This window comes from Bacillus basilensis, assembly GCF_050630465.1.
In the GTDB taxonomy this organism is placed as follows: domain Bacteria; phylum Bacillota; class Bacilli; order Bacillales; family Bacillaceae_G; genus Bacillus_A; species Bacillus_A basilensis.
The window spans coordinates 37907-62185 of sequence record NZ_JBNTQO010000012.1; the positions used below are offsets into that span (position 1 = coordinate 37907).

Annotated in this window: 21 protein-coding genes and 1 pseudogene; 2 read left to right on the forward strand and 20 right to left on the reverse strand. The window is 36.9% G+C overall.

Going from position 1 to position 24279, the window contains the following annotated elements; genetic code table 11:
• Positions 1 to 297: 297 nt before the first annotated feature.
• From ACQVV1_RS20255 to ACQVV1_RS20290, 8 genes and pseudogenes are all read right to left on the reverse strand, one after another.
• Complete coding sequence (locus ACQVV1_RS20255) at positions 298 to 1326, reverse strand: glyceraldehyde-3-phosphate dehydrogenase (protein ID WP_000198973.1); 1029 nt, start codon at positions 1324 to 1326, stop codon at positions 298 to 300.
• Positions 1327 to 1435: 109 nt separating this feature from the next.
• Positions 1436 to 2038, reverse strand: a complete 603-nt coding sequence (gene coaE / locus ACQVV1_RS20260; protein ID WP_242252527.1) for a dephospho-CoA kinase — start codon at positions 2036 to 2038, stop codon at positions 1436 to 1438.
• A gap of 53 nt (positions 2039 to 2091) precedes the next feature.
• Positions 2092 to 2724 carry a sporulation membrane protein YtaF gene (gene ytaF / locus ACQVV1_RS20265; RefSeq protein WP_431169434.1) on the reverse strand — a complete coding sequence of 211 codons (633 nt, stop codon included), beginning with the start codon at positions 2722 to 2724 and terminating at the stop codon, positions 2092 to 2094.
• Positions 2725 to 2796: 72 nt separating this feature from the next.
• A complete protein-coding gene (mutM, locus tag ACQVV1_RS20270; RefSeq protein WP_063224731.1) occupies positions 2797 to 3627 on the reverse strand; it encodes a DNA-formamidopyrimidine glycosylase in 831 nt (276 codons plus the stop codon).
• A 12-nt stretch (positions 3628 to 3639) separates the two neighbouring features.
• Positions 3640 to 6273 carry a DNA polymerase I gene (polA, locus tag ACQVV1_RS20275; RefSeq protein WP_242252523.1) on the reverse strand — a complete coding sequence of 878 codons (2634 nt, stop codon included), beginning with the start codon at positions 6271 to 6273 and terminating at the stop codon, positions 3640 to 3642.
• 283 nt (positions 6274 to 6556) lie between these two features.
• Positions 6557 to 8320, reverse strand: a complete 1764-nt coding sequence (gene phoR, locus ACQVV1_RS20280; protein WP_242252522.1) for a sensory box histidine kinase PhoR — start codon at positions 8318 to 8320, stop codon at positions 6557 to 6559.
• Entirely contained in the window at positions 8313 to 9032 is a 720-nt protein-coding gene (phoP, locus tag ACQVV1_RS20285; RefSeq protein ID WP_060632494.1) for a two-component system response regulator PhoP, read from the reverse strand. Before phoP ends, phoR begins: the two co-directional genes overlap by 8 nt.
• 125 nt (positions 9033 to 9157) lie before the next feature.
• Positions 9158 to 9394 (reverse strand): annotated as a pseudogene (locus ACQVV1_RS20290) (hypothetical protein).
• Positions 9395 to 9485: 91 nt separating this feature from the next.
• Between ACQVV1_RS20290 and ACQVV1_RS20295 the strand changes: the two are divergent.
• Positions 9486 to 9617 (forward strand): hypothetical protein, encoded by a 132-nt coding sequence (locus ACQVV1_RS20295; RefSeq protein ID WP_001993614.1) that lies wholly within the window; start codon positions 9486 to 9488, stop codon positions 9615 to 9617.
• Positions 9618 to 9673: 56 nt separating this feature from the next.
• Here the strand turns inward: ACQVV1_RS20295 and ACQVV1_RS20300 are convergent, their stop codons facing one another.
• The 5 genes from ACQVV1_RS20300 to ACQVV1_RS20320 all read right to left on the reverse strand — a co-directional run bounded on the left by ACQVV1_RS20300 (position 9674) and on the right by ACQVV1_RS20320 (position 14772).
• Positions 9674 to 10147, reverse strand: coding sequence for a MaoC/PaaZ C-terminal domain-containing protein (locus ACQVV1_RS20300; protein WP_063224726.1), 474 nt, complete (start codon positions 10145 to 10147; stop codon positions 9674 to 9676).
• Positions 10148 to 10363: 216 nt separating this feature from the next.
• The gene (gene mdh / locus ACQVV1_RS20305) at positions 10364 to 11302 is read right to left on the reverse strand and encodes a malate dehydrogenase (RefSeq protein ID WP_000153242.1); all 939 of its coding nucleotides are present in this window, start codon (positions 11300 to 11302) and stop codon (positions 10364 to 10366) included.
• A gap of 19 nt (positions 11303 to 11321) precedes the next feature.
• A complete protein-coding gene (icd, locus tag ACQVV1_RS20310) occupies positions 11322 to 12614 on the reverse strand; it encodes an NADP-dependent isocitrate dehydrogenase (protein WP_000206898.1) in 1293 nt (430 codons plus the stop codon).
• Between the two features lie 160 nt (positions 12615 to 12774).
• Positions 12775 to 13923: a citrate synthase gene (gene citZ, locus ACQVV1_RS20315; protein ID WP_142332791.1), complete on the reverse strand. Its 1149-nt coding sequence runs from the start codon at positions 13921 to 13923 to the stop codon at positions 12775 to 12777.
• A gap of 387 nt (positions 13924 to 14310) precedes the next feature.
• Positions 14311 to 14772 (reverse strand): DUF441 domain-containing protein, encoded by a 462-nt coding sequence (locus ACQVV1_RS20320; RefSeq protein WP_000625507.1) that lies wholly within the window; start codon positions 14770 to 14772, stop codon positions 14311 to 14313.
• A 421-nt stretch (positions 14773 to 15193) separates the two neighbouring features.
• On the opposite strand from ACQVV1_RS20320, the gene ytvI reads away from it, so the two are divergent.
• Complete coding sequence (gene ytvI, locus ACQVV1_RS20325) at positions 15194 to 16312, forward strand: sporulation integral membrane protein YtvI (RefSeq protein WP_063224724.1); 1119 nt, start codon at positions 15194 to 15196, stop codon at positions 16310 to 16312.
• 511 nt (positions 16313 to 16823) lie between these two features.
• Here ytvI and ACQVV1_RS20330 read toward each other — a convergent pair.
• The 7 genes from ACQVV1_RS20330 to ystJ all read right to left on the reverse strand — a co-directional run bounded on the left by ACQVV1_RS20330 (position 16824) and on the right by ystJ (position 24195).
• Positions 16824 to 17213 carry an FxsA family protein gene (locus tag ACQVV1_RS20330; RefSeq protein ID WP_431169436.1) on the reverse strand — a complete coding sequence of 130 codons (390 nt, stop codon included), beginning with the start codon at positions 17211 to 17213 and terminating at the stop codon, positions 16824 to 16826.
• Between the two features lie 198 nt (positions 17214 to 17411).
• Positions 17412 to 19169, reverse strand: coding sequence for a pyruvate kinase (pyk, locus tag ACQVV1_RS20335; RefSeq protein WP_199678070.1), 1758 nt, complete (start codon positions 19167 to 19169; stop codon positions 17412 to 17414).
• A 53-nt stretch (positions 19170 to 19222) separates the two neighbouring features.
• Positions 19223 to 20182, reverse strand: a complete 960-nt coding sequence (gene pfkA, locus ACQVV1_RS20340) for a 6-phosphofructokinase (RefSeq protein WP_000821156.1) — start codon at positions 20180 to 20182, stop codon at positions 19223 to 19225.
• Positions 20183 to 20310: 128 nt separating this feature from the next.
• Entirely contained in the window at positions 20311 to 21285 is a 975-nt protein-coding gene (gene accA, locus ACQVV1_RS20345; protein WP_063224721.1) for an acetyl-CoA carboxylase carboxyl transferase subunit alpha, read from the reverse strand.
• Entirely contained in the window at positions 21273 to 22142 is an 870-nt protein-coding gene (gene accD, locus ACQVV1_RS20350) for an acetyl-CoA carboxylase, carboxyltransferase subunit beta (protein ID WP_060632501.1), read from the reverse strand. Before accD ends, accA begins: the two co-directional genes overlap by 13 nt.
• 185 nt (positions 22143 to 22327) lie before the next feature.
• Positions 22328 to 22972 carry a FadR/GntR family transcriptional regulator gene (locus tag ACQVV1_RS20355; RefSeq protein ID WP_309259406.1) on the reverse strand — a complete coding sequence of 215 codons (645 nt, stop codon included), beginning with the start codon at positions 22970 to 22972 and terminating at the stop codon, positions 22328 to 22330.
• Between the two features lie 14 nt (positions 22973 to 22986).
• Positions 22987 to 24195 (reverse strand): NADP-dependent malic enzyme, encoded by a 1209-nt coding sequence (gene ystJ / locus ACQVV1_RS20360; RefSeq protein ID WP_161796084.1) that lies wholly within the window; start codon positions 24193 to 24195, stop codon positions 22987 to 22989.
• Between the last annotated feature and the right edge of the window lie 84 nt (positions 24196 to 24279).

The window sequence follows — 24279 nt, forward strand, 5'->3', positions numbered from 1 at the left end:
GGAAAGTTAGTCCAGAGAGGTCCTAACCCTTTAAGTAGTGACTACGTACCTCAGCTCTTAAGTTTACGAGTGTTAGTATACTTTGTTTATTTTCATTTTGCAACAACAGTTTTTTCGATTTTCTGTCATATTTTCCTCTTTACTTTTCCCTAAAAAAAAGAAATGATTCACAAATACAGTAATAACAACGCTTCGTGGTATGTCCACTTTCCAAAATATACTCATATAATTTTTTTCCTTTTCAGAAAAAATTAAAAAAAGAGAGGGCAATATTCACTTGCCCTCTCCCTTATTCACTTAAATATGTTGCACATTTTTTTGTTTCGCTAATTCGTCAACAACTAACGTTACAAGATCTACAACACGACGAGAGTAGCCCCACTCGTTATCATACCAAGCAAGTACTTTTACTTTACGATCACCCATTACCATTGTAGATAAACCATCAATAATAGCTGAGTGTGTATTTGTATTAAAGTCAATAGATACTAAAGGCTCTTCACTGAATTCTACAATGCCTTTTAACGCACCGTTTGCAACAGTTTTGAATGCATCGTTAATAGCTTCAACTGTCACATCACGTTTTACATCTACTACTAAGTCAACAAGAGACACGTTTGGTGTTGGTACACGAAGTGCCATACCATGCAGTTTTCCGTTTAAATGTGGAAGAACCTTTGCTAGCGCTTTCGCAGCACCTGTCGTTGTCGGAATGATTGATTGTCCGCAAGCACGTGCTCTTCTTAAATCTTTATGTGGGTTATCAATATTTTTTTGGTCATTTGTATAAGCGTGAACAGTCGTCATTAAACCGTTTTCAATTCCAAACTGCTCATCTAACACCTTCACAACAGGTGCTAAACAGTTTGTTGTACAAGATGCATTTGAAATAACGGTATGTTTTGTAATATCTAATTGGTCTTCGTTCACACCAACTACAATTGTTACATCTTCATTTTTACCAGGCGCTGTTAAAATAACTTTTTTCGCTCCAGCTTCAACATGAAGAATTGCTTTTTCTTTTGAATTAAATTTACCAGTTGCTTCAATTACAACTTCAACACCTAAATCTGTCCAAGGCAATTCCTTTGGATCGCGGTTGTTTAAAAGGCGAATCATTTTCCCATCAACTAATAAGTGATCTTCAAATGCTTCTACTGTTCCGTCAAACTTACCGTGAACTGTATCATATTTAATTAAATGTGCTAACGTTTCAGATGGATAGCTTGCATTGATTGCTACAATTTCGAATGCGCTTTCTTTTATTGCCTGACGAAATACCATTCTCCCAATACGTCCAAATCCATTAATTGCCACACGAGTCATAATATGTTATCCCCCTTGAATGCGTTATACTATTTATCTCCAATCCCAATAATAGTATAACACAAAAAGGGGATATGTCACTAAGCATTTTCATTAATTTCACAATTTTTTAGTCAATAATGTTCCAATTCTTTAAAATAACCTGCAATTGTGTTTTCGTTCCCATAATTGTGCCATCATTATTTATCACTTCATCTGCATTCTTCACCTTTTCTTCTAATGGCATTTGAGATTGAATGCGAGCTGTTGCTTCTTCTTCTGAAAAATTATTTCGCTTCATTAAACGTTCTAATTGCGTTTGTGGCTTAACTGCTACAACTAAAACGCGGTCAACGAGACTTGTTAATTTGCTTTCAAATAAGAGAGGAATATCTAACACAACCGCTTGCATACCTTCTTTTATGTACATTTCTTTTTGCCTATTCATTTCCTCACGCACTGCAGGATGAACAATTTTATTTAACTGCAATCGTTTTTCTTCATTATAGAAAACGACACTTCCTAGTTTTGGACGATCTAATTCTCCATCTTCTTGTAACACTTCCGTTCCAAATGCCTCTACAATTTTGTTATATGCAGGTTTTCCTTGTTCTACAACTTCTCGCGCAATAATATCTGCATCAATAACTGGTATACTCAGTTCACGAAACATTTGAGACACTGTACTTTTTCCACTTGCAATGCCTCCCGTTAATCCAATTACTACTGTCATCATAATCCTCCTCACAATATAAAAGGCGCGAAACTAATGTTCCACGCCCATACTTACATTTTCCAAATTCCAATAATAATGAGTAATACCCCAGGCAGGAATGTAAATTTTTGTAACCATTTCATATTTGATAAAACTGTTCCAAGTTTCATTCCAATAAATAAAAACAAAGAACTCATCACTGCAACTAATATCGCCATCATAGCCGGTGCATACCCTAATAAAGATGCACCAATTCCAGCACCGAACGAATCTACAGATAGAGCAATACCAAGAAGCAATGCTTCTCCTGCAGAAATGGTGCCTGATTTATCGAAATCTGCTACAGTCGGTTTCCGTAAAATTTGAATCACTAACCCAAGCGAGGCAATCTCTAATTTCCAGACCTTCTCCTCTTGCTTCAGCTCTTCTTTTTTCTCACTTCGAAAAAATTGATATAATACCCAAATTCCTATTCCAATAAGAACAAGCCCACCGATACGCGTTGCGATAACAGGTGAAAATATTTTCGTGATCATATGTCCAATCCCCATTGAAACAAGCATAACAGCCGCTGAACACATTCCGATAATTATAATTGATCTTAGTGGAATTCTTACACTTCTTAAACCATATGTTAGCCCTACACTACAGCTATCTAAGCTTAATGTAAAAGCTAATAAAATAAGAGATAAATAAAGGTACATCGGTAAGCTCCTCCCTTATACATAGCTCTGCTGTATGTATATGACAAATGCCTATCCGATGTTATCTCTTTTCTATATTCTCGGCTGACAAATTGGGCAGTAATGCGTTCCTCTTCCGCCAACAACTGTTTTTTCTAATATCGTACCGCAAGTCACACACGGTTCTCCTTTTTTTCCATATACATTTAGAAGTTCTTGGAATGAGCCAATTTGCCCTTGTGAGTTGATATATGTTCGAATTGTACTTCCGCCTCGCTTTACCGCTTCGCCTAGCGTTGTAACAGTCGCCTCGTAAATTCGTTCGATTTCTTCTGCTGTTAAAGACGACGCTTCTCGTTCTGGGTGAATTTGAGAACGGAATAGAACTTCATCTACATATATATTTCCAAGCCCCACTAAAAGACGCTGGTCTAATAATACAACTTTTATTTTGCGATTTGTCTTTTGCAATCTTTCTTGTAAATATTGCGGTGTCAATTCAGCATCAAATGGCTCCGGACCTAAGTCAGCGAGAGGCATTTGATTCAACTCTTCACCTTTCTTAAAGAGATGCATCGTACCAAACTTTCTCACATCTTTATAATGTAATTCAGTTCCATCTGTAAATAAGAAACGGACGTGCGTATGCTTATCAATTGGCTCATCCTCTTGATGCAGTAAAAACTTACCTTCCATACGCAAATGTGAAACAATAACATAATTCGTTACATATAAAAGCAAAAACTTTCCTCTTCGCTTTATATTTTCAATCTTCTCGCCTCTTAGCATTTCTTTAAAGATTTCTGCATCATCCGGTCGTTTTACTATTTTCGGATAGGTAACAATAACATCTTCAATCGTTTTTCCTGTTACAAGATTTTCAAGTGTCCGTCTGACGTTTTCAACCTCTGGTAATTCAGGCATTTCATCACTTCCTTATTTTGCGTCGTACCAAGTTGGACCGTACGAATAATCAACTTTCAGCGGAACTGCAAGTTCAATTGCATGCTCCATCACTTCTGGTACAAGCTTCTCTAATTTTTCAATTTCTTCTTTTGGTGCTTCAAATATCAATTCATCGTGTACTTGCAGAAGAAGACGCGCTTGTAATCCTTCTTCTTCTAAACGATCTGCCATAATAATCATCGCTTTTTTAATAATATCTGCTGCAGTACCTTGAATTGGTGTATTCATAGCTGTACGCTCAGCAAAGCTACGTAAATTGAAATTACGACTCGTAATTTCCGGAATGTAACGGCGGCGATTTAATAATGTAGCCACATATCCTTTTTGCTTCGCATCTTTTACGATGTCATTCATGTATTCTTGTACACCAGGGAAACTTTCTAAATACTTCTCAATAAATTCCGCTGCTGCTTTTCTTGTAATTCCTAAGTTTTGTGAAAGACCATAATCACTAATACCATATACAATTCCGAAGTTAACAGCTTTCGCTTGTCGTCTCATATTTGAAGTTACTTCATCTTTTTCAACGCCAAATACATCCATAGCTGTTTTCGTATGAATATCCATGTCATTTTGGAAAGCTTCAACTAGCCCTTTATCGTTTGCAATATGAGCTAATACACGAAGTTCGATTTGTGAATAATCTGCCGCATACATAATCCATCCTTCTTCTGATGGAACGAATGCCTGACGAATCTTTCTTCCTTCTTCTAATCGAATCGGGATATTTTGCAAGTTTGGATCCGTTGAACTTAATCGACCTGTTTGCGTTAATACTTGATTGAAACGAGTATGGATTTTAGATGAATCTTCATGTACAACTTTTAATAAACCTTCAATATAAGTTGAGTTTAGTTTCCCTAATTGACGATAATGTAAAATGTTTGGAATAATTTCATGGTGATCCATAAGCTTGTCTAGTACATCAGCTGACGTAGAATAACCTGTTTTCGTCTTTTTAATAACTGGTAAGTTTAAGTTCTCAAACAGAATAACACCAAGCTGCTTCGGTGAATTAATATTAAATTCTGTTCCCGCAAGCTTATAAATTTCCTGTTCCATTTCCTTTAATCTACCTGCAAGTTCTTCTCCCATACTACGAAGACGTTCCGTATCAACTTTTACACCTTTTACTTCCATATCAGCTAATACACGCGCAAGTGGTAATTCTAACTCTGTAAACAGGTCATATTGCTCATTCTTTTCTAACTCTTCAATGAATGTTTGCTTTACATCATATAATACATGCACTTTACGAGCTACATGCTCCGCTACTACCTCTAGCTCTGGAACAGCACGCTTCGCGCCTTTTCCGTAAACTTCTTCATCCGATTTCACAGCATGCGTTTCTTTCATTTTCGCTACAGTACGGAAATCTTTATCTGTGTCAGCCGGGTCAAGTAAATAAGCAGCGATTAATAGATCAAAATCAATCCCTTGTATATCTATACCGTTCCATTTCAGTGCAACGATTGCACGCTTCGCATCAAATGTATGCTTTCTCATCTCTCCATCTGCAAGCCAGTCTTTAAATGCGTCTGACTTAAGAGCAATGTCTGTCTGAATAAAGTAGCAACCATTTTCATTTTGAATACCAAAACCTTGAATGTCTGCTTTATGATAGTTATCTTCTTGTACTTCAACAATAAGCGCACTATCTTGCTGAAGCATTTCTTCTGTAACTTCTTCCACAATATCAAATGTAATATCATCTAATTCAGCTGGAGCCGTTTCTTCTGGCGTAACACCTAATTTATTTAAAAGAGATGTAAATCCTAAATTCTCGAACATTGGAATGACATCGCTCGGTTCATACCCTTTATATTCCATATCATCTACATGCACAGTAATCGGTGCATCTATAATAATAGTAGCAAGATCTTTACTCATAAGAGCTTGATCCTTATTCGCTTCCAGTTTCTCTTTTAATTTCTTCCCGCTTACTTGATCTAGATTTTCATACACTTCTTCAACCGTTCCAAACTGTGTTAACAATTTAATCGCAGTTTTTTCACCAACTCCTGGTACACCTGGAATATTATCTGATTGGTCTCCCATTAAACCTTTCATATCGATAATTTGCTTTGGTGATAAGCTGTATTTCTCAAATAAAGCTTCTTTCGTATATTCATCTACTTCCGTAATCCCTTTTCGAGGAATACATACAAGCGTGTTATCAGAAACAAGTTGCAGTAAATCTTTATCTCCTGAAATAACTTTTACACTTGCTCCTTGTTCACTCGCTTCTTTTGCTAGCGTTCCCATAATGTCATCCGCTTCATAATTTTCTAATTCATAACGCGGTACGTTGAATGCATCAAGCATCTCACGAATAAACGGGAATTGTTCTGATAATTCAGGCGGAGTCTTTTGACGCCCTCCTTTATACTCACTATATGTTTTATGACGGAATGTCGTTTTACCCGCATCAAACGCTACTAACATATGCGTCGGTTTTTCTTCCTCTAATATTCTCATTAACATCATTGTAAAACCGTAAATTGCGTTCGTATGTATACCTTTGTCGTTATTTAAAAGCGGTAGTGCAAAGAAAGCACGATACGCGATATTATTACCATCTACTAATACGACTTTTTTTTCCAAATCAGAAACCTCCCCATACAAATTTGAAATGATTTTTTTCACAGAAAAAAACCGTTCCTTTCCTCTCTCTATATTAACATGACTAATAGAGAGAAGAAAAATAACGGCTATTTTCTATTATATATACAAACGTTTACTAACATAAAAGGGAAGTGACGAGAACAGCGTAACTATTCTCGTCCAAAATTACTCCTTGGATGAAGGGGTTTTCATGTATTATATTAACAGAGCTTTATTAATATTTAATTAAGCCATTGTTAATATATTGTAAACATCCTTCATCCTATTTTTCAGTTGCTGATTTTGGTAAAACAACTGTAAATGTTGTCCCTTCCCCAACTTCACTATCCACTGTAATTGTACCGTGATGTGCCTCTACTAAATGCTTTACAATTGATAATCCAAGGCCTGTACCACCAGTATTTCTACTTCTCGCTTTATCCACTCGGTAAAAGCGTTCAAAAATACGCGGAATTTCATCTTTACTAATACCAATTCCAGTATCCGATACTTTTATATAAGCATTATATTTATCTTCTGCTAATTCTACAGAAACAACGCCTCCAGCCGGCGTATATACGATTGCGTTATTCATTAAATTAATAAAGATTTGCTGCAAACGACTCGGATCTCCAATGACAGAGACACGTTTTATCGTATTTACTTGTAAGGAGATTTCTTTTTCTCCTGCTTTATTATCAAGCACCATATGAATGTCTTCAAGAAGTCCCTTCATATCAACGGTCCCCATACTTAATTTAAATCCTTGTTGCTCAATCTTTGATAAATCTAATAAATCTTCAATTAATCCTTGCATACGTTCACTTTCTTTTAAAATAATGTGCAAGAAATGTTCGCAGAATTTTTTATTATCCATAGCACCGTCTAAGAGTGTTTCTGAAAAACCTTTAATAGAAGTAATCGGCGTTTTTAGTTCATGAGAAACATTCGCTAAAAAGTCTTTTCTCATTTGTTCTAACTTTTTCAGCTCAGTAATGTCATGGAATACAAGGACAATCCCTTTCCATTCATGGTTCGTCCCGATAATCGGTGCCCCATATACCTCGAAATGCTTTCGCTCAATTCCAAGTGGCAATAACATTTGTTTACGCACTTTCACTTCTGTCATAAAGATTTCTTCTACAAGCTCTATAATTTCCGGGTGATGAAACGACTCATAATATAATCGATCTAAATATTCTTCATCTGTTACATGGAAGGTCTCCTTATACGAACGGTTTACAAGGTTTATATAACCGCGGCTATCAATTAAAATCATTCCACTTCCCATATTTTCAATTAACGTATGCAGACGATCTTGTTGCATTTCTTGCTCAAGTGTCATCTCTTGTAAATTACGGGCTAAAATATTAATCGCTTTACTTAACATTCCCGTTTCATCCGAATGACTTTCATAAGCGCGCGCTTTATAATTCCCTTTCGCTAATTCAATAGCAACTTTCGTAACAGATTCAATTGGCCTAATATATTGCCCTGTAATTTTCATACCTAAAAATACAACTACGAGACAAGCGATAACAAATCCGATAATTAATAATCCCCACGTTTTTTGATGAACAGCTTTCAAAGGCTCAATTGTACTTTTTACCAAAATGTACCCTTGTTTCCCTGCTATATCTTGAACGAATACCGCATGGTAAAATTCGTTATTCTGATCTGTTTCTTTCGTAATGACTTTATTTCTTTGCTTTGTTGTTTCAGAGGAAAGTTCTTTAATTATTCCTTGGCTAAACGCAGACTGTTCTCCCCCGCTATATTGAACTTTCTTTTTTTCATCTACAAATGCAATAGAAGCCTGTATTTTTTCTTCTAACTTTTCAAATACATATGGATTTTTTAAAACATCATCAAAACCTTGTTCTTCTGCTAATACCGCAACATACTCTGTCTCTTTTACCATTCTCTCTTTGGCATGATCTATATAGTAGTTTTCAAACACGGTTTCTAGCAATAAACCGAGTCCGACTAAAATAAACACAATAAGAGAAACAAATGTAAAAAGAAGCCTGGAACGAAATTTATTCATCCCCTTTTGGCTCCTCTAATTTATATCCTAAACCACGTATCGTTTTAATGTACGTCGGTTTTTTCGTATTTTGTTCAATTTTATCGCGCAAATGGCTAATATGAACGTCAACAATTCGTGTATCACCAGCAAAATCATAATTCCATACAGCACTTAATAATTGATCACGTGTCAACACGCGACTTTTATTTTTCGCAAGATAAACAAGTAATTCAAATTCTTTTGGTGTTAATTCAAGCTTTCTTCCTTGGAAATATGCCTCATAAAACTCTGGTAAAATTTTAAGTTCAGCAATCATGATGCTCTCTTCATCTGACGTTTCTGCAACTTGCTCTTCTTGTTGTAATTTCGTACGACGCAAAATCGCCTTCACACGAGCGACAACTTCCCTTGGGCTAAATGGCTTCGTCATATAATCATCTGCCCCAAGTTCAAGACCTAGCACCTTATCAAACTCATCATCTTTTGCTGTTAACATTAAAATCGGCGTCATAATACGCTGCAATCGTAATTCTTTACACACTTCCATACCATCCATTTTCGGAAGCATTAAATCTAATATAATTAAATCTGGACGTTCTGTTGTCGCTTTTTGAAGCGCCATCTCACCATCCATCGCTGTTATTACTTCAAAACCAGCTTGTTGTAAATTAAATTCGATTAAAGTTAAGATAAACTCCTCATCATCAACTACTAAAATACGATTGTTCATTCTTTTCCTCCAAGTTATAGACTTGAAACCTTCTTCATCCTAGTATTTTCCCCGTTATTCTCATCATACTAGAAAACAAGGTCCCTCTCAATATAATTGTCTATTCACGAATTCGGATTGCGCAATTAACTTGTTGTGACCCATACTTTATGCACTTTTATATCGTTATTAAACTCAACACTCGTATGGATATTAAATTCTCGATTTTGCGCTTAAAAAAACGTGAGAGCATATGCAATTTTATAGTCTAGCGTTTCATATCCATTAAATACTCTTTCATACATTTCATTTGCGACCCCGTCTGCCCACACTTCAGCTTCTCTTATCGTATCAAAGATAACTTTTTCTCTTTTCCACCTCATCTTAAAAAACCACCCCTTTAATTGACTTCAATTACCAATGAATATATTATTAATTTTAATATATAAATAAATATTATACAGGGGGGCTATTATGCGAATATTACTACCTATTTTAACTTTAGTAGTAACATGTTTCCTTACTTTTAACGTACCAAGCTGGGATACGATTAAAACAGGTTGTTCAGATTTCGCTGAAGGGTTCAAAGAGGGATTCTTCAACTAAAAATAGCGCTAGCACCCTTATAAAAGGTACGCTAGCGCTATTCATATTTTCATGTTTTAAAAATTATCTAATGCTTTTTCCATAATAGAGACTGATTTATAAGGTGGCGTTACCGTTAATGAGCCTTTCACAACAGTATTCCCTTTTTCGTCATGAGCAGATACAAGCATATCAATTGTATGTTCCTCCTCAGAAACAGCCACAACTTCAAAGTGGATTTGTAACGTTTCATAATGGTGAACATGCTTCACGAATGTAAGGTCCTTTCTCGTAATATGACTACCTGGACCTGGTAAATATTTCGTAACTGCCGTTGTAATCATTCCAGTTAGCATAATGCTTGGTACAATCGGCTTTTCATACGGAGTTTGGGATGCGTAATCATGCTGAATATATAATGGATTGGCATCATTCGTTAACCCTAAGTACAATAACAAATCTTTATCCTCAATTTTTTCAGTGATAGATAATTTCTCTCCTACTGTAATTTCATCCATTTTACGACCAATTTGAACTTTTTTCTTTAACATGTTACAACCCCCTCCGATTTTTTCACCTTATCATCCTACTAAAAGCGATACCTTATCCGAAATTTACTATGATGAGGGCAATGTATAGTATAAATCTATAGTTTCATTATAGGATATTACAAATGATAGCGTTTTCATATTATTTCAAAAAAACATTTCAATAAATAGTAGAAAAAGATTCGGGACCCCGAATCTTTTTCCGCTTATATTTAATTATTAAACAAGAACCTTCATAACATTACGTACAGATTCTACAGAGCGATCTAACGCTTCTTTTTCATCTGCAAGAAGTTCTAATTCAATAATTTTTTCAATTCCGTTACCACCTAGAATTACTGGTACCCCTAAGTAAAGGTCACTATAACCATATTCACCTTCAAGGTACGCAATAGCCGGTAATACACGGCGTTGATCTTTTAAGATTGCTTCTGTCATTTCAACTAAAGAAGCAGCTGGTGCGTAATATGCACTACCGTTTCCTAATAAGCCTACAATCTCGCCGCCACCTTTACGGGTACGTTCTACGATTGCTTCTAAACGCTCTTTCGGAATTAACGTTTCTAACGGAATGCCACCTGCATAAGAATAACGTACAAGAGGTACCATATCGTCACCGTGTCCTCCAAGAACAAATCCTGTAATGTCTTTCACAGAAAGATTTAATTCTTGCGCGATGAATGTACGGAAACGAGCTGTATCTAATACGCCCGATTGGCCAATAACACGCTCTTTCGGGAATCCTGCTTCTTTAAATACAGAATATGTCATTGCATCAACTGGATTTGTTAATACAACAATAATCGCATTTGGTGAATGTTTTGCAATGTCGCGCGTAATACTTTTCATAATTTTAGAGTTTGTTGCTACTAAGTCATCACGGCTCATACCAGGCTTACGTGCAATACCTGCTGTAATAACGACAACGTCAGAATCAGCAGTATCTTCGTAGTCAGATGTTCCAATAATGTTAGCATCAAAACCTTGTACTGGGCTCGCTTCTAACATATCTAACGCTTTCCCTTTTGTTGGATTTTCCAGTTGTGGAATGTCCACTAATACAACATCTGCAAGTTCTTTTTGTGCTAATAAGAATGCTGTTGTTGCTCCTGTAAATCCTGCACCGATGACTGAAACTTTCTTGCGTTTGATTGTCATAATTTACCCCCCGCTTTAATTATGCGTTTTTGATTATCGCTACATCCATGTTTTTAATAAGTTCATTAGCGAACTCAGAACATTTCACTTCTGTTGCACCTTCCATTAAGCGTGCGAAATCATAAGTTACTACTTTTGAAGCAATTGTTTTCTCAACTGAAGCAGTTACTAATTTCGCAGCTTCGTTCCATCCTAAATGCTCTAATAATAATACACCAGAAAGAAGAACCGAAGATGGGTTTACTTTATCTAAACCTGCATATTTTGGAGCTGTACCGTGTGTAGCTTCAAAGATAGCATGTCCAGTCACATAGTTAATATTTGCACCAGGTGCAATACCAATTCCACCTACTTGTGCAGCAAGTGCATCAGAGATGTAGTCTCCGTTTAAGTTCATTGTTGCAACAACATCGAACTCACGTGGACGCGTTAAAATTTGTTGTAAGAAGATGTCTGCAATAGAATCTTTTACGATGATTTTTCCAGCCACTTCAGCGTCTGCCATCGCTTTATTCGCTGCATCTTTACCATCTTTCTCAACGATGCGATCATATTCAGCCCAAGTAAATACTTTGTCGCCGAATTCTTGTTCCGCTACTTCGTAACCCCAGTTTTTGAAAGCACCTTCTGTAAATTTCATAATGTTTCCTTTATGAACTAATGTAACAGAAGAGCGTTTTTCGTTAATTGCATATTGAATTGCAGCACGAACAAGACGCTTTGTCCCTTCTTCCGAGATTGGTTTAATACCAATACCAGATGTTTCTGGGAAGCGGATTTTATTAACACCCATTGCTTCTTTTAAGAAAGCAAGAACTTTTTCTGCTTCTGGAGATCCTTGTGCATATTCAATTCCAGCATAAATGTCTTCTGTATTTTCACGGAAAATAACCATATCAGTATCTTCCGGACGTTTTACAGGTGAAGGAACACCTTCAAAATAACGAACTGGACGTAGACATACATATAAATCTAATTCTTGACGAAGTGCTACGTTTAGAGAACGAATACCACCGCCAACTGGAGTTGTAAGTGGACCTTTAATCGCGATTAAATATTCACGGATTAAATTTAAAGTTTCTTCTGGTAACCACTCGCCTGTTTGGTTGAATGCTTTTTCCCCTGCAAGCACTTCTTTCCAAACGATTTTCTTCTCACCATCATAAGCTTTTTCAACTGCTGCTTCTAGTACACGAGATGCAGCTGCCCAAATATCAGGACCAATTCCATCTCCTTCGATAAATGGAATAATCGGATTGTTTGGTACATTCATAACACCATTAGTTACAGTAATTTTTTCACCTGTCGTCAATGTGATAACCCCCATGTTTGAAATTTCATATGTATGAAACTGAGGGAATAACCCCTCAGTTCAAACCGTTAGTCAAATTAAAATATTCTAATCATTACATCTTTCCGAAAAAATCAGACTTTTGAAAGCGTATTTTTACTATCGAAATAGTGTTATTCGCTTATCGTTGTGCAATTGGAACATACACTTGATGTGTTGGTCCATTATAATCTGCACGCGGACGGATTAAACGGTTGTTTTCATATTGTTCTAGAATATGAGCTAACCAGCCTGACATACGGCTAATTGCAAAAATAGGTGTAAATAAGTCATGGTCAATTCCTAAACAATGGTATACAGAAGCTGAATAGAAATCAACATTTGGTGGAAGACCTTTTTCTTTTGTTACGATGTCTTCAATTTTGATAGACATATTATACCATTTTTCTTCTCCTAAAAGCACGCATAATCTCTTAGACATTTCGCGTAAATGTTTTGCACGCGGATCACCCTGCTCATATACACGGTGGCCAAAGCCCATGATTTTCACTTTATTTTGAAGAGCATTATGAATATATGATTCTACATTTTCTTCTTCACCAATTTCAGTTAACATCTTCATTACATTTTCATTTGCCCCGCCGTGAAGAGGACCTTTTAATGCACCGATTGCTGCTGTAATACCAGAATACACATCTGAAAGTGTAGCTACACAAACGCGTGCAGTAAATGTAGAAGCGTTTAACTCATGATCTGCGTGAAGTACAAGCGCCTTATCAAAAGCTTCAATTTCAACTTCATTTGGCTCGCGATCATTTAACATGTACAAGAAGTTTGCAGCTAATGATAAATCGTTTCTAGGCTCAACAATATCTAAACCTTTACGAATTCTTGCATAAGCAGCAACTAAAGTTCCCACTTGCGCCTGCAATTTAACCGCTTTCAAATAATTGGACTTTTCATCCATAATTTCAGCGCTCTCATCGTATAATGATAGCATGGAAATTGCAGTTCGTAAAACAGACATCGGATGTGCGATTTTTAAATCTACTTGTTTCAAATATGTTAAAATCTCACCTGGAACTTTATAGTATTCACATACAATTTCATTAAATTCCGCTAGTTCTTTTTCATTAGGAAGCTTGCGGTGCCATAATAAGTACACTACTTCTTCAAACGTAGCATTCTCAGCTAAATCATCAATATTATACCCAACATAAGTTAATGTATCATCAATAATAGAGCTCACAGATGATGTTGTTGCTACTACCCCTTCTAAACCTCGAATAACAGTCATGACATTCTCTCCTTTTCCTGAAAATTCTCCCAACCTTGCTCCTTATATCTATTTGCTCCCCTTTTGAATTATGAACGCCCGTTCACTCTTTAGGCAAGCAAAATGCACGATCATGCAAATTTGTTGCGATGTTCCCCTCTTATTGTCCATTGTCTACATGGAAAGCATGAGCGTGAATGTCTCCCCGAATCCTCACGCTCAAAACAACAAGTTAGTGAGGAAAATTAATTCCGAAGAGTTTTATGATAAAAACAACATAAAACAATATCATTATAAAATTGTTTTATGTTGTTTTTATTTTATCTGGTGTAAAGTCTCTGCTGTTATGTAACTTTTCAAAGTTTCTAATCCTATTATAAACAATTATCTGACTTTTGTGAACAGAAAGAATTCAAAATTTTTATATTACTATAAAATTCCTTATTTAAACATCTGTATAATACTCATAACTGCATAGGCAATTCCAGCCCCAATTAATGGCCCTACAGCAACCCCATTAAATAAAGCAACTGCTATAATTGTCCCGAAAACGAGCGCAGTTGTAATATGAGGATCCGTTGTCAATAATTGTACGCCGCCTTTCGCTAGCAAAGCAACCGCTACCCCTGAAGCTAAAGCAATCCATGCATAATACGACTTCGCTGCTTCTCCAAGTTGTTTAAACCCTATTTCCCCCGTTGCAATCGGTACGAGTACCGCTATTGTAATAACCGTAACACCGAGGTTAATCCCTTTCGTTTGTAGATAAGGAAAGACTTTATCTCCTAGAAACGTAAATTTCAATAAAAATAACACACCAATAGCTACAGTAAGCGATTGGTTTTTCGCAATAAGTCCTATAATAAGTAGTATGAATAAAAATAACGTTGACTGACTAATCATGTTTGCACTTCCTTTCTGAAAATAATGAACTCATTTCCAAACAAAAATACCTTTAAACCGATCGTTATACATGATATACGGATGCCTATTTATCAATAACACCTTCAATTTTTTATGCATTTTAAAATTGAAAAACGAGACTTTCACCAAAAAAATTCAAGCATGTATACATGTTTGAAAACGATCGTCTCTTCTTTCTTTTCTAATAAGAAACAGGTAAAATAAAAAGAAGAGAAAATGAAGTTTTTACCATATAGTAGAAGCATCAACATCGAGCTTTTACAGTCACTCATATACTGAAAAAGCAGGAAAAAATCCATCATTCCACTATAACATAACGTGAAACTTTAATCAGTGCATTACACTCGTTATAAGTTGAACGAATCAAGATAATCCAAATTGGAATGGGAGGTATACATCTTTGAATCGAAACTTACTATATATGATATTGCGACTCATATTTGTCATCGTAGCGACGGTAGTCGGGTTCTATGCATTACTATATATGTCAGGACTTATCTATCCTTTTATTATCGCTTTCGCATTTGCTTATTTGATTAACCCTGTCGTCAATTTCCTTAATCAAAAACTACAATTTCCTCGTGCACTAGCTGTGCTCGTTAGCTTAATTCTCGTGTTCGGAGCTATCGTCGGACTCGTTACATACCTTGTAACGGAAGCCATATCTGCCACAACATACTTACTACAACTTGTTACAGTAAAGTTTCCGGATATCGTTACCTTCGCTCAGCAGTTTGCACTTAATCATATTATGCCTCTCTATGATGATTTAATTTCTAAATTTAATCATCTTGGGGAACCACAGCGCTATACGATTACACAAAACATTCAAAACTTAGGAACCGAAGCAACGACGCAAATGAAAGATCTTTTATCAGCTATTATAAGCGGGTTAACAAATTTCATTAGTGCACTACCAACAACGTTAACTGTCCTTGTATTCGTTTTATTAGCCACTTTCTTCATTAGTTACGATTGGCATCTTCTTGCTCAAAAAGTAAGAAAATTTTTACCCACCCGTGTTCACGGCTATGGAAAAACTATTTTTGTCGATTTAAGAAAAGCTTTATTTGGTTTTGTTAAAGCACAACTAACGCTCGTATCTATGACAACTGTTATTGTACTAATCGGCCTTTTAATATTACGCGTACCATACGCCATTACGATCGCGATTATTACAGGAGTTGTAGATTTACTCCCGTATTTAGGAACAGGAGCTGTCTTCGTTCCTTGGGTTATATACGTATTTTTCACTGGCGACACTGCTTTCGCCATCGGTCTTCTCATTTTATACATCGTCGTGATTGTCCAAAGACAAATTATGGAGCCTAAAGTGCTTTCATCTAATATCGGCCTCGATCCATTAGCAACACTGATCGCTCTATTTGTCGGCTTTAAACTCTTCGGCTTTTTAGGATTAATCATCGGTCCAGTCATCTTAGTATTACTTAATACATTGCACAAAGCTCGTGTATTCCATGATTTGTGGAAATATATTAAAGGCTCACCTTCAAAATAATAGTTTCTAATTCATATACAACAAAAAACTTACATGTAATCAGTGGGCATTTCCCACTGATTATTCCTTGTACTTATTTTTCACACTCATTACATACAACAAGAGGATTTACCGAAAAAAAGGATAATCCTCTTGTTTTTTTGCATAAAAACACATATTTCGAGGTATTTTTACATATTTATTCTATTTATTTTATAATTATTACTTACATTTATTGCTTTTTATGTAAATGAATAAATATACAAAATAGCGTGGAATGAGACTTAAACTAACAATCCCCTACTCTTATCTAACTTTTTTCCATACCAATTGATTCATTTTATACTTAAAAATAAACTTTAGTTCAGAAGGATCTTCCTACAACACACTCATTACGAGCCACCAAACCCTAAAATCACATAAATACACAGTACATATAATAAATTAAAACTTTAATTAACAGAACTTTGACCAGCCTCTCATCCTTTTGCAGGCAAAAAAAAATAGTACTTAGATCGCTATAATCTAAGTACTATTTCTGCACAATAATAGTAGAGTTCTTTCTAAACTTCCATTCCATCCACTTCATAACAAACGGTTTCAACAAAGCCCTCGTCACAGGAATAACAAAGATAAAACCCATTATATCCGTTACATATCCAGGAAGCACTAAAAGAATACCTCCTACAAAGATAAAAATACCATCTAGCACTGCCCCTCCTGGCATTTCTCCTCTATTCAGCTTAGATTGAATCTCTCCAAGCACTTTAAACCCTTGCCTTTTCGCTAAATAGACACCTACAACACCCGTAAATACAATCATAGCGAACGTAGACCATAAACCTACTACATGACTTGATCCAATTAAGACTATAATCTCAATCGCCGGTATTAAAATAAACAAGAATAGTAACCATTTCACAGTTCTACACTCCTTCCATATATCATCACTTTAAACACCCTCACAACACCTGTATACACCATGTAAAAACCTAATACATTTCCGTATCAAACTCATAGTAAACAGCTTTTAAAAGCAATTTCAGGCGTTTCAAGCTAGTTCTAACTTATTTTTTGTGTAAAAAAAAGAGAAGGACTCCGATCCTTCTCTTCGTATTACTTATAGCACTTCCGCATGTCCATTATAAACAATTCCGCGCGCTGCATCAACTGTTACTTCTTGGCCATTTTTTAAAGTTGCTGTTACGCCGTTTACACCAACGATAACAGGAATACCGATTGATACGCCTACAACAGCAGCATGGCTTGTTAGACCGCCTTCTTCTACAACTAGAGCAGCAGCTTTTTCGATTGCAGGAATCATATCTTTATCAGTACTTGTTGTAACAAGGATATCACCTTCGTTTACGTTCGCTACAGCTTCAGCAGCTGTTTTTGCTACAACTACTTTACCTTTCGCAGCTTTACGTCCGATTCCTTGTCCTTTAGCAACTTCTTCACCCACAACGTGGATTTTCATTAAGTTTGTTGTACCAGTTTCAGCAACCGGAACACCAGCAGTGATTACAACAGTGTCTCCAAGTCCGATTAGACCTGCATCCATACCTGTTTGAATTGCTGTATCTAACATTTCGTCAGTAGAAGCTGCGCGCTTCTCAGCCATAAATGCTTGTACACCCCAAACAAGTGCAAGACGACGTCCTACTTGCTCGTCAGATGTTACAGCAACGATTGGAGATTTCGGACGGTATTTAGAGATCATTTTCGCAGTATATCCACTTTCTGTTGGAGCTACGATTGCAGCTACATCAAGAGCAAGTGCTGTATGCGCAACAGATTGGCTAATTGCATCTGTAATTGTTGGAGTGAACTCTTTAATACGTTTTTTGAACATATCTTCATATTGTAATGATTTTTCAACACGTACTGCAATGTTAGCCATCATAGTTACTGCTTCTACTGGGTATTGTCCAGCAGCTGTTTCACCTGAAAGCATAATCGCATCTGTACCATCGAAGATTGCGTTAGCTACGTCACTTGCTTCCGCACGAGTTGGACGTGGGTTACGTTGCATAGAATCTAACATTTGTGTCGCAGTAATAACTGGTTTACCTAACACGTTACATTTTTTGATTAGACGTTTTTGTACTAATGGTACTTCTTCTGGTGGAATTTCTACACCCATGTCACCACGAGCTACCATTAAACCGTCAGAAACTTCTAAGATTGAATCGATGTTGTCGATACCCTCTTGGTTTTCAATTTTTGGTACGATTTGGATGTATTGAGCGTTATGCTCTTCTAATAATTCACGGATTTCTAATACGTCAGATGCTTTACGAACGAAAGATGCTGCGATGAAATCAACTTTTTGCTCGATACCGAAGATGATATCTTTTACGTCTTTTTCAGTGATACCAGGAAGCTTAATGCTTACGTTTGGTACGTTAACACCTTTTTTATTTTTTACAGTTCCGCTGTTAAGAACTTTTGTACGGATGTTTCCGTCAGCTTTTTCGATTACTTCTAGTTCGATAAGACCGTCATCGATTAGAATACGAGAACCTGGGTCTACATCGTCATAAAGACCAGCATAAGATACAGAGAACTTCTCTGCAGTACCTAATACTTGCTCAGTAGAAAGAACTACTTCTGCACCTGTTACAAGCTCAGCTTGTCCGTCTACGAAGTCATGAGTACGAATTTCTGGACCTTTTGTATCAAGTAAGATACCAACTGTTTTACCAGTTTTCTTTGAAGCTTCACGGATGTTTTTAATACGAGCGCCGTGCTCTTCATGGCTACCATGAGAGAAGTTTAAACGAGCAACGTTCATACCCGCTTCCATTAATTGTTCTAATTTCTCAATACTTTCACTAGCAGGACCTATAGTACATACAATTTTAGTTTTACGCATATTGCACCTCCGAAAATTATGAAACCGTTCCCAAATATCCGACATTAAGCCGATTAGATGGATAATTCTTTAGATAATTGATACATATCTTTATCGATTGTATGCTTTTGAGCTAACGCTTCGATAATATCATGATCAACAAGTTTGTTATCTTGAATACCTACACAACGTCCACCTTTACCAGCAATTAATAATTCAACTGCTCTTGCGCCAAGACGACTTGCTAATACACGGTCTTGCGCACTTGGTGATCCACCACGTTGTACGTGACCTAATACAGTTACGCGAGTATCAAAGTTTGTTGCTTCTTCAATGTGCTTACCGATGTCAATTGCACTTCCAACACCTTCAGCCACAATGATAATACTGTGTTTTTTACCACGTTCGCTACCGCGCTTCAGACGAGCGATAACATCATCCATGTCATACTCTTCTTCTGGAATTAAGATTGTTTCTGCACCATCAGCTAAACCAGCCCATAATGCGATATCACCAGCGTGACGTCCCATTACTTCGATAACATATGTACGTTCATGAGATGTAGCTGTGTCACGGATTTTATCAATTGCATCAATAACAGTGTTTAGAGCTGTATCGAAACCAATTGTGAAGTCTGTTCCAGGGATATCATTGTCAATTGTACCTGGTACACCAACACACGGGAATCCTTGTTCAGTTAATTTTTTAGCGCCTTGGTAAGAACCATCTCCACCAATAACAACAAGTCCTTCGATACCGTGTTTCTTTAATTGCTCGATACCTTTTAGTCGTACTTCTGGGTCTTTAAACTCAGGACATCTTGCTGTATATAATTTCGTACCACCGCGGTGGATAATATCGCCAACAGAACCAAGTTCTAATTTTTCAATGTGACCAGAAATTAATCCAGCGTATCCATGGTAAATACCATATACTTCAATATCATGGAAAATCGCTTTACGAACAACTGCACGAATGGCAGCATTCATACCAGGTGAATCTCCACCACTTGTTAATACACCAATACGTTTCATTTGTACTCACCTCATAAAGATTATTTGCCTTATAATAAAATAACACGAAAAAATATAAAAACACAATGGAGAAGATGTGTCTTTTCATAATAAAAACGTGCATTCGCGAAGAGGAACGCACGCTTTTCTTATTTTATCCCAATGGAAGCGTTTGAAAACGAAACTTGCCCAATTTTCATATATTTTTCATAACGTTTTTCGATTAATTCATCTTTCGAAATTCCGCTTAATTGTTCAAAAGTTTTTTTAAGCATTAAATCTATGTTTTCTGATTGTTTTAAAAGATTACGATGTGCTCCGCCTTTTGCCTCTGGAATAATTTCGTCAATTACACCTAATTCTTTCAAATCCGCTGCTGTAATTTTCATCGCTTCTGCAGCTTCTTTTGCTTTACTAGCATCTTTCCAAAGAATTGCTGCCGCACCCTCTGGTGTAATAACAGAATACGTGGAATTTTCTAGCATATGAATGTAATCTCCTACTCCAAGACCTAACGCACCACCGCTACCACCTTCACCGATAACAATACAAATAACAGGTACAGTTAAACCCGCCATTTCAAATAAATTACGGGCAATTGCCTCACTTTGTCCACGCTCTTCAGCTGCTTTACCAGGATAAGCTCCCTTCGTATCGATGAAACAAATAATAGGACGATTAAACTTTTCCGCTTGTTTCATTAGACGCAGTGCTTTTCGATATCCTTCTGGATGAGGCATCCCAAAATTACGACGAATATTTTCTTTCGTATCTTTTCCGCGTTGGTGCCCAATTACAGTTACAGGCATCCCCTTATATTTCGCAATGCCGCCGACAATCGCTGCATCGTCGCCAAATAGGCGATCTCCATGACATTCAAAAAAATTAGTAAATAAGTGCTCAATATAATCGAGCGTTGTCGGTCGTTCTGCATGACGAGCAATTTGAACACGGTCCCATACTTTCATATTGCCGTATATATCTTCCTCTAATTTTTCTAGCTTGTCTTCCAAAATACGAATCTCCTCACTGAAGTCCATCTGGCTGTTTTTCGTATAGTCTTTCAGTTCACGAATCTTATTTCTTAGCTCAACAACTGGTTTCTCAAATTCTAGCTCTGCCATACAGCCATTTCCCCTCCTTGATGAACTTCTAAAATCTTACGGAGCGATTCTCTCATATCATCACGATGCACCACCGCATCTAATTGACCATGTTCTAGTAAGAATTCTGCCGTTTGGAAATCTTCCGGTAGTTTCTCACGCACAGTTTGTTCAATTACACGTCTACCAGCAAATCCGATCAGTGCCCCTGGTTCTGCAAGATTATAATCACCAAGTGAAGCGAAACTTGCTGAAACCCCGCCCGTCGTTGGGTGAGTCATAACAGAAATAAATAATCCTCCTGCATTACTATGCTTTTTCAAAGCTACGCTTGTTTTTGCCATTTGCATTAAACTTAATATCCCTTCTTGCATACGGGCACCACCCGAAGCAGTAAAGATAATAAATGGAACTTGTAAGTCGTATGCCTTTTCAACCGCACGGGCAATTTTTTCTCCTACAACAGAGCCCATGCTCCCCATTCGAAAACGAGAATCCATTACTGCAACAACAACAAGCATGTCATCAATTGTTCCTTCACCAGTTACAACCGCTTCGTTCAATTCAGTCTTCTTACGATCGCTCTCTAGTTTCTCTTCATAATCTGGAAACTCGAGTGGATTTAATGAAACCATTTCTTTGTCATACTCACGGAATGACCCTTCGTCCAATATACTATCAAGACGTTCCCATGCATTCATAGGATGATGATATCCACAATTCACACATACTTTTAAATTTTTTAGAAGTTCTTTCGTATACATGATTTTTTTACATTTCGGACATTTTGTCATAACGCCATCTGGTACATCTTTTCGTACTTGTTCTGAAGGTATTGCAGCATACTTTTTCTTTTTCACGAATAAATCTCTTAGCACAATTTGACCCCCTTCGTTGAGAGCTAAGGTTAGCGTAAGAAGAAAATTGGGCTAACACCAAAGTTTGATGTTAGCCTTATCTTCTCAATCTGTCTAATAACCTCACTCTTTACGTTTAACTTTAACCGCTACGCGATAGAATGTTTGTCATAACGTGTCATGGTCATTTCGACAAATTTTATACATTACGAGTGAAACTGTATATTCTCTACTAATTCATCGTAAATTTTTAGTGCATCATTTTCTTGTTTTTCTTCCAAAGTAGCATAAAGCTTTCTATACATATCGATAGAATCTCCTGAAACTTTACAAGAAAGAGTTGCTACGTAATCATTTACGATCATCCAAATGCGATATAGTAAATAATTATCGACTTGTTCAATAAGTGTTTTAAAGAACGTTTGATGAAGCGTCGGAATTGAATTTTCATTTTCTTCAAGCACTTGATGTAACTTACTTAGCACTTTAGAAAACGTTTCTTTCGGTAAATTACATACAATTCGAATCATATCTTTCTCAAGCAATCGTTTTGTTTGTAATAAATCACGAATTGTTTTCTCATCTTGCAGCAAGAACGGAGCAATCAATTGTACAAGACCGTTATCGTAAAAGTTTCGAATAAACGTCCCTTCACCACGTCTTGTTTCAATCAATCCTACAAGTTCTAAAGCACGCAACGCTTCTCTTACAGAGGAACGCCCTACATTTAAACGTGAACTTAACTCACGCTCAGACGGCAAACGATCCCCCGCTACCAATCCATCCTCTCCCATAATGGAACGGATTTTTTTTACAATTTCGAGATATACTTTTGTGTTTGATGATGTCAATGGAAATTCCTCGCTTATTCTTTACCAATCAGCGCTAATTGTTTTGTTTTCTCAGCAATCTCATTTGGATCTACTTGACGGCGAGCTACTCCTGTTTCCATTGCTGCTTTCGCAACGTAAGCTGCCACTTGAGGCGCTACACGCGCGTCAAACGGTGCTGGAATGATATAGTCTGCATTTAACTCATCTTCTGCTACAAGCTCAGCAATAGCCTGTACAGCTGCCATCTTCATTTCTTCGTTAATTTGTGTCGCATGAACGTCAAGTGCACCGCGGAAAATACCAGGGAACGCTAGTACATTATTTACTTGGTTTGCAAAGTCAGAACGACCCGTTCCAACAACAGCTGCGCCCGCTGCTTTTGCCAATTCTGGCATAATTTCTGGAACTGGATTCGCCATTGCAAAAATAATTGCATCGTCATTCATTGTACGAACCATCTCTTCTGTTAATGCACCTTCTGCAGATACACCAATGAATACGTCCGCACCTTGTACAACATCAGCTAAAGAACCTTCGATACGATTCTTATTTGTATATTTTGCAACTTCATCCTTCACCGGATTCATACCTGTAGGACGACCATCATAGATTGCCCCTTTACGGTCACACATAATAATGTCGCGTACGCCATAGCGATATAAAAGTTTAATAATTGCGATACCTGCTGCACCTGCGCCATTTGCGACAACTTTAATGTCAGACATTTTCTTTCCAACTAATTTTAGCGCGTTCACAAGACCCGCTACTGTTACGATAGCTGTTCCGTGTTGATCATCATGGAAGATAGGAATATTTGTTTCTTTTTTCAAACGTTCTTCAATAATGAAGCAGTTTGGTGCTGCGATATCCTCTAAGTTAACGCCGCCAAAAGTTGGCTCCATTAATTTTACAGTTTCAACAATTTTATCTACATCGTTTGTATTTAAGGCAATCGGGAATGCATCTACACCAGCAAAGCTCTTGAATAATACAGCTTTACCTTCCATTACTGGAAGAGATGCTTCAGGTCCAATGTTTCCAAGACCAAGTACAGCCGTTCCATCTGTCACAACTGCTACCATATTTCCCTTCATTGTATATTCATATACCTTACTTTTATCGTCATAAATTTCTTTACAAGGCTCTGCAACCCCTGGAGAATATGCAAGGCTTAAATCTTTTGCATTTTCTACTTTTACTTTTGATACAGTTTCTAATTTTCCTTGATGCACTTTATGCATGTGAAGTGCTTCTTCACGAAGTGTTGACAAACTATCCACTCTCCTCAAATTATTCTAGCTGATATCAATTTCTCCAAGTGGTCT